Origin of the sequence: Pannonibacter phragmitetus DSM 14782 (assembly GCF_000382365.1) — a bacterium.
Classification (GTDB): Bacteria; Pseudomonadota; Alphaproteobacteria; order Rhizobiales; family Stappiaceae; genus Pannonibacter; species Pannonibacter phragmitetus.
Map to the genome: position 1 here is coordinate 4,002 of NZ_KB908225.1, position 7,134 is coordinate 11,135.

The window sequence follows — 7,134 nt, forward strand, 5'->3', positions numbered from 1 at the left end:
CCACCGAAACATGCGCCGCCCCGGCATCCCGGTTCAGGCTGGCAAGGTCCTGCCTCTGGTCCGAAAGCTCCAGCGTGCCCGGCGTCACGGTGGCCACAGGGCGCTTTCGCTGAAAGCCCGGCCGCCCAAAGCGCCCCGTCTCTTTCCTTGCGCAATTCCGGGCGCAAAACCGGTTCCCACTTTTGCTGGAATTGCTCCGGCGCGCCGCTTTCACCTTCCCGCGCGGGCATGTTGACGATAAGCGTCAGCGTGCCGGACAGGGGATCACCGGACGCCACCTTGCCCTTGTCAAAGTTGACACCAAAGCCCACGCCAAAGCCGGAGCTGGAGGAGGCGGAGCTGTTCTGAACGTCGCGCCACACCAGTTCACGGGCAGAGAGGTAGTTGTCCTCAGCCTCTGCCGTGGAAGAACCGCTCTTGATGAGCCCGGCTCATCGGGAGCGGGTCAAGCCCGTGCGGCGCCTGAGCAATGGCAAGGCGTGATGCGTCAGCATCAAAAGCCTTGGCAGAAAAATTCACCCCGCCGGTCAGGTCCACCTTGCCGCCGGCGGTGACATCATAGCCGCCCCGCCCGGCGACAATGCCGCTCTGCTCGCCCACACTGGCAAAATCACCGATGACACGGCCCTGATTCGCAGACCCGGACGCCCCGATACCGGCGCCGCCAATGGCATGAAAGCACCCCCTGGGCTTAGAGCGGAATCCGATCAAGGTTCAGTGCGCAGGGGAAGTCATACCAATCCAGGATGCGACAGGCAGACACTTCTGCCCTGTCGGAATGGAATAATATCAGCTGGAAGGAGGCTGAGGTTCGGGGGACGCGAGCAAAGATCGAACTCGTTCCAACCATGAAAATCCGGTCAAACCAGCAGATTGATAATAATATTCACAACCAAGACTCGCCAAAATATCATCGATTTTTGATGGATCAGAAGCATTTAACTGCAATAGAAGATCAATTTCGGACATCAAATCATTCACTAAACCAGCAGACTCCTCCTGGCGAAAAGCTAAAATGACATCAATATCGGTCTCTCCCGCAATATCCCAATCTTGATGAAAATATCCACCAAGTAATTGCTCTAATGTAGCGAACCTCTCTGTCATGGAACTGGAAACCCTGTGATGATTCGATAGCCGGTCGGCATTGTTGGATCGCGTTGAAGAACAACGCGGACGTTAGACGATTGCGCCGATGTCGTTGATCCCCGCGACATGACATTTCCAACCGAACTACCTACGTTATGATTGATGACAAGCCTACCACTCGACCCATTCAGAAACTGTGAAATATTCGCAGCATTGGCATCGAGAGCAGATGAAACAGCACGTTCGGCTGTTACACGATCAGGAAAAGAGGATGCAGCAGTGATATTAGGCTGAGAACTAAGGCGTGCTCCAAGGTCGGCATCCGATTTCCCCACATGCCTGCTAATAAGGTGGCCACCTGCTGCTTCGTGTGCTTGAAGACCCCCGCCAGGTACGATTGGACTATTTGCAGCACCCTTCCCCCCAACTCGACCGACCACACCCCCGAGCATTGCCATGGCAACCACGGTATTCAGATCAAGTCCAGTTGCTTCGATCCCGGCCCATTTTTCGGCAAGCGTCAGATCCGAGTTGTGCCACACAGCCCAACGTTCCGCGATCATCTGCTCACTGAAATTTGTCCCATCGGCGCGGCCGTTCATGTAGGCATCAAACAGCTCGCCTCTTGCCTGCCCATCAAGCTGTTCGATCGCCGTAAGCAGCCAACCATATTGAAGGATGCTATCCGCGGTCGGTCCCACCGAACCTGACCCCATACCGAAACCCGCGCTCGCAACAATTGCGGCACGCTCTTCACCGGAAAGACCGTTCAGGTAGGCATAAATGGCGTCTTTGCATTCCTCATAAGCCTTAGTGCCAAGCTCCAGACGTGACCCGTCTGCAAGGTAGATCGCGCAATGGATTGGGAAGGCATAAGCTGGCGTAATCAGCCAGTCGAACGGGTTGAAGCCGCTGCGCCCCTCGCGGGTGGAACAGCCTCCAAGCCTGCCGCCCGCACCAAGGGCAGCAAGCCCAGTGCGGATGTTTTCCTTCTCCTCATCCGTCAGATCTTTGCCAAGAAGGTATTTGTCGACGAAGCCACCCGGCTCAAGAGCCTTCTCCACGGTCTCCTTGACCGCCTTCACGCTCGTGTCCGAAACATAGAGGTCAAAGCCCTCTTCGGTCTCGCGGGTGACTTCGATGACCGTGTCGAGGTCGCGGTTGAGGCTGGCGAGCTGGGTATCCGTGGCGGATTTGTCGCTGGCTTCTTCCGCATCCGCCTGCTCGCGCAGGGCGGCGGCGGTGGCGGAGCCGCCGGAGGCTTCTGCTGCGTCGGCCTCGGCACGCAGCTTTGCGGCTGTCACGCCATTGCCATCCCCGTCCCGCACCACGATGGTGCCCTGGCCGATCGTGGCCTTGGCGATGCCTTCCCTCTCCGCGTTGGCATAGGCCCCTTCGAGCGAGCCGCCGGGCGTGACGTCACCCTCTTTCGAGACGCCCACAGAGACATTCACCCCGCCGGAGACATGCCGGTTCGTCTCATGCAGCGCGAGATCCTGCGTCCCGAGCGTCTCCGTCTCCAGCGCCAGTTCGCCCGAACGCGAGCCGATGACACCGCCCGTAACCTGCGTGTGGCCGCCAACCGTGACCGTCAGGTCCCTGTCGGTGACAATGCCGGACGGCGTCTCCACCCAGGCACGGCTCTGCGAGCCTTGCGCGGCGTTGACACCCGCATTGGCGCCAAACTGGCCGCTGGTGAAGTTGTAGCTGACACCGGCGTTCATGCCCCTATACCAGCTCCCGATGAGCCCGGCTCATCGGGAGCTGGTCAAGCCCGTGCGGCGCCTGAGCATCTTCAAGGCGTGATGCGTCAGCATCAAAAGCCTTGGTACAATCCGCGCTGGAGCCTGCTCCCGTGTCCAGCTGGCTTTCCACCGTCAGGTTGCGGCCCGCCTCAACTTCCGCCGACCAGGCATCAACAAGCGCGCCCTTCAGCGCAATGTCCCGCCCCGCCGAAACATCCGCATGGCCGCCAACCGTGATGTTCGTATTGGTGTGGGCCGTCTGCGCGCTGGAGGAGGTGCCGTTCTGCGCCGAAACGCTGGCGCCAACGCCAACATTTGCCCCCTTCATGCCAACCCCCACCGTCACGCTGACACCGGCCGAGCGCGACGAACTGGACGTATCCATGCTGGTAGATTCCGAGGCCACAAACCGGGAGCTGTGGCAGATCGCGTCCGCATCGAAGCCTGTGCCAGACAAGCAAATGGGATTTCGCCACCGTCGCCACCCTGCTCGCAGGTTCGGGTCTCTCCACTTAAAATAACGTAACCTGAATAACAACAACTTCTAGAAGACAACAGGCGACTACGTCTGCCCAATCAGAATGCCACGGTAACAGGCGCCAGAGGATGCCGGAGACGGCTAAATTTAAAACGCCGATCCCGCGAGCAGCATTTTCAATTTCCTATGGTACGGCCAGTCTTTGGCTGTACCTTTGTCGAAAATTTTCTCAAACTGAGGTTTGGTCATCCTCATACGCCTACCTGACTGAACTGGCCGCGCATCAAGAGAGTAAGCAGCGCCACATCGGTCACAGCCTAAAACAATATCTCCGCTCGTCGTTTTCTCATAAAAAGTACGACCATCTCCGCAACATGGCGGCTCAAAGTCCGCCACCAAAAACATAAACTCAGCCAGTATATTTTTCAAATTATTGGCCATATTTATTTTTTTGCTACTCTCAAAAACATCAAATCCTCGGATTATCTGAACCAAGGTGTCATTAAATGGGCAATGCTGGAAAACGTCGCCTGGTGAAGGAGCTTCATAGCCCTCATCAACATGCATTCGAATTGCTTCATTTAGGAAGCGTTCGCTGCCTTTCGAAGCATATCCCAGAAAATATGAAAACTGATCTCGACGGCAATTTAAATCCATATTTACACCTACGGCACGGGATAGGCAGTAATCAGGTTCCCGGCACCGTCGGTCTGAACCGTGATCCGCGAGGTCGTACCGCCTCCATGTGATTGACGGACTGTTCCAACTGGCTGACCAACATCTACTGTCCGTACATAGGTCGGCGTGCCATTTATCATTTTGACTTCCGTTATAGGCGCAGACACAACCCGATCAGATTGCAAAATACCTCGCACCTCAGATTGGGAAAGCGTGAACTGACTTTGGGTGTTAGTTCCCCCAAAGTGACGGGAGACCACATGATTCCAGCCTGATGCAACAGGGTTCCCTGCATCATTCAGTGGTGTAAAGCGGGTCGAGCCACTCGCCAGATTAACTCTCGACTGAACCCGTCCCGGCACGTCGAGTTCCGTACTTGGCGCTCCTTTTCCACCCAAGTTTTCCGCAGAGTCAATACCGTTCGAACTCTGACCTGCATTTGGCTGCTTTGCCTTGCTGTAGCGGACCGCTGCCGCTGCTCCGATGATCTGACCAAGTTGCGGCGAGAAGGCACCTTCTCCCAGTTCCAACTGTGCGAGCCTGGTCAGATCAGAAAGGGAAACGTCAGTGTTTCCAGCCAGAAGTCGCTCCGCCAGAATATCTCGGATGGTAAAGAAGGCGATCTCGGTGAAGTAGCCCTGGGTTCCGCTGCCGGTCTGTACAACTGCCCCTTTCCAGAAGACATCATAGAATATGGCTGCCGCTTCAGAATCCGGCCCGAGTGACTTCAGGATGCTTTCATATAGTTCAGCAGAGTTTCCGGACTTGTATGCCTTCCATAGAACATCGAGATCGCTGGCAGATATGGCCTCAAGAAGCTCTTCGTTCTGCGACCGGCTCAAGTCCCGGTATTCGGCACCCACTTCCTGCTCACAAGCGGGATCACCGCCGCAGGCAAGCAACTTCTCTTTGAATTCTTCCAGTTGCACATGAGAGAGATAATTATGCTTGATATTATCCAGCGCAGCGGCGGCGCCGGCCTGGCCGCCGATGGCGGCGCCGAGGGCGGTGGCGGTCCATTGGCGGATGGCGTCCTGCTGCGCCGTGGTGAGATCCGGATGGTCCTTCAGCATCTGCGAGACGACGCCGTTGGCAAGCTCGCTCACCAGCCCCGCCGCAGCGCCCGCGCCTATGTCCGTGCCTGCAATGGCGGCGACGGCCGCGCCGACGGCGGCGTGCAGGGCGGCCTTGGCGGGGTCGCCGTCCTTACACCGGAAAAAGCCCGCGCCGCGCTGCAAGCCCGTACAGCAAGGCTAACTGAATTCTATTGCAGGGCCCCGTTAAAACGGAGGCATTGCCACATCACGCTTTGGGATGCTCGGGCGCGGCACGGGCTTGACTAATTCCCGATGAGGCAAACTCAGGGAGAGTCGGAAGAGGACAGTCTGGCTTTCCAGCAGTCACGTGCAGCGGCTGAAGGCCAGACGGAGCGCAGCGCCCACTTCCTCAGCCGGGCTGGTGTCCGGAAGATGAACATCATCGCTCTCGGTCAACCCCTTGCCACTCCAAGCCTCCAGTTTTTCGTGGTGACTGGGACTGATGGATATTGTTCCGAGCTTGCTCTCAATATTGCAGCTCTTCATGTTCTTGAACAAGGCACGTTTGGTCTTGTAGCCAAACCGCTCCATCAGCTTGCGGATCCACTCCGCATAGCGCTGCCTGCTCAGTTCATAATCATAGAGGCTCATATCATAGGTAACTTCGGGATGAACCCGGACATCATTGCGTGGCACGCCCAGCACAAACCGGCTGTGCGCAAGAGCATCCAGCAATGCCGAACCCAGTTCCTGATCGCTGGCATCGGGTTGCAGCAAATGCTGCACGCCCAAAGGATCACGAATGGGACTACTGTATCCCGAATAAGTTTCTATGCGGAAAAAATCATTGTTGAATTTCGCCGAAGCCCACCGGCTTCTTACAACTTCATTCATATTATTGAATCCTCGTGACCTTGACGGTTACACCGTTGCTCTGACCATACTGGACCGCCTTTTTGATTTGCTCCCATTGCGCGTTGTTGGTTGCACTTGGGACAGCAACATGCAGTTCCTTGGCTTTGATCTGACTTGAGTTGAGGGTTCTTTCTCCAAGTTCATACTTTTCGAATCTAGCGACCGCATCAATGTTACGTTTGAGTGTAGAGTAGACTTGCTGAGGTCTGATTGTCCTTGCCGCAGTCGTTGTATCGAGCGTTTTTGCACTGATCGCTGTCTGGGTGCCTGGATCAAAGAAGTCAAATGTCTTGAAGTTGGGAGGGAGCCGCGAGTCAGCTGGCAGCTTGGTAGCCAAGTAGTTCTCCCAAGGCATACCCTGATCCTGAATGCCCTTGCCCCACACAATTCCTGTTGTGCTGCGATCGACGGCTTCACCTACCCCTTTCCCCGCTCCAATGGCACCATTCTTGATTATCCTGCGGAGCGCTATTCCCATCGCGCCGTCCAAGCCGCCTGCAAAGCTGGCGAGGTTCTCGGCATAGGCCTGCGCCATGATCCTTGTTTCCGGACCGCCCCCACCAAGCTTCTCGGTAAAGGTGAAGTGGCCAGAACCACGCACAACGGCAATCTTGATCATATTGCGCAGGCGCGAGGCGGAGGCAGACAACTCGCCCCGAAGCATCATGGGATCAACATCCGCATATGCCGGATCTTCAGGGTTGGTCAGAATATCTGCCGCGATTGCCTCATATATGCTGGCCAGCGTGTCCATTCCTGACAGAAGGCTCAGGACGTCGCTGCGGCCAACCTCGTTGAAATGCGGTCCTATTTCATCAGCGGCGAGGGCATAGGCCCTCGACAGCATGGTTCTGCCTTCCCGTGTATCCAGCAGGCCAAGCGTATCTGCCGTTTGCAGCACAGTGCTGATGTTGATCAGCGAGTTGCGGTATTCCGAACCTTTGCGGTCCAGTTCGCCGAACAGTGTCTGGCCATCCACCTGCTGACCAGCTTGCGCGAGACCGTTGAGGAAGGCACGGGCATTGCTGTTGACCTCCAGATAATCAAAGTCATCCGAAACGCCCCGCAGGGTCTCTGAGGTCAGTTCCAGCGTGGCACGGCTGACAGCCTCCGCATCACAGGCCGCAATGCTCTCGCAATAGCCCTGCTCCACCGCATAGCGGGCCGCGTTGGCCCGGATCAGGTCAGCCTC

8 protein-coding genes are annotated in these 7,134 nt (G+C 56.7%); all 8 read right to left on the reverse strand.

The annotated features are described in order from the left end of the window. Positions 1–390 precede the first annotated feature (390 nt). Entirely contained in the window at positions 391–711 is a 321-nt protein-coding gene (locus H163_RS0114995) for a hypothetical protein (protein ID WP_147290475.1), read from the reverse strand. A 78-nt stretch (positions 712–789) separates the two neighbouring features. Then, the gene (locus H163_RS24425) at positions 790–1,107 is read right to left on the reverse strand and encodes a contact-dependent growth inhibition system immunity protein (protein ID WP_147290474.1); all 318 of its coding nucleotides are present in this window, start codon (positions 1,105–1,107) and stop codon (positions 790–792) included. Further along, positions 1,104–2,813: an RNase A-like domain-containing protein gene (locus H163_RS23725; RefSeq protein ID WP_019965417.1), complete on the reverse strand. Its 1,710-nt coding sequence runs from the start codon at positions 2,811–2,813 to the stop codon at positions 1,104–1,106. The genes H163_RS24425 and H163_RS23725 overlap by 4 nt, the downstream gene beginning before the upstream one ends. A gap of 4 nt (positions 2,814–2,817) precedes the next feature. Further along, on the reverse strand, positions 2,818–3,240 hold the full coding sequence (locus tag H163_RS0115005; protein WP_280176615.1) for a hemagglutinin repeat-containing protein: 423 nt from the start codon (positions 3,238–3,240) through the stop codon (positions 2,818–2,820). Positions 3,241–3,459: 219 nt separating this feature from the next. Further along, positions 3,460–3,879, reverse strand: coding sequence for a hypothetical protein (locus H163_RS24430; protein ID WP_147290472.1), 420 nt, complete (start codon positions 3,877–3,879; stop codon positions 3,460–3,462). A gap of 98 nt (positions 3,880–3,977) precedes the next feature. Next, positions 3,978–5,228 (reverse strand): hypothetical protein, encoded by a 1,251-nt coding sequence (locus tag H163_RS23730; RefSeq protein WP_019965421.1) that lies wholly within the window; start codon positions 5,226–5,228, stop codon positions 3,978–3,980. A 162-nt stretch (positions 5,229–5,390) separates the two neighbouring features. Next, on the reverse strand, positions 5,391–5,921 hold the full coding sequence (locus H163_RS0115015; protein WP_026355894.1) for a contact-dependent growth inhibition system immunity protein: 531 nt from the start codon (positions 5,919–5,921) through the stop codon (positions 5,391–5,393). Between the two features lies 1 nt (position 5,922). Then, a partial coding sequence (locus H163_RS24705; RefSeq protein WP_208975413.1) for an endonuclease toxin domain-containing protein occupies positions 5,923–7,134 on the reverse strand: 1,212 nt, incomplete at its 5' end.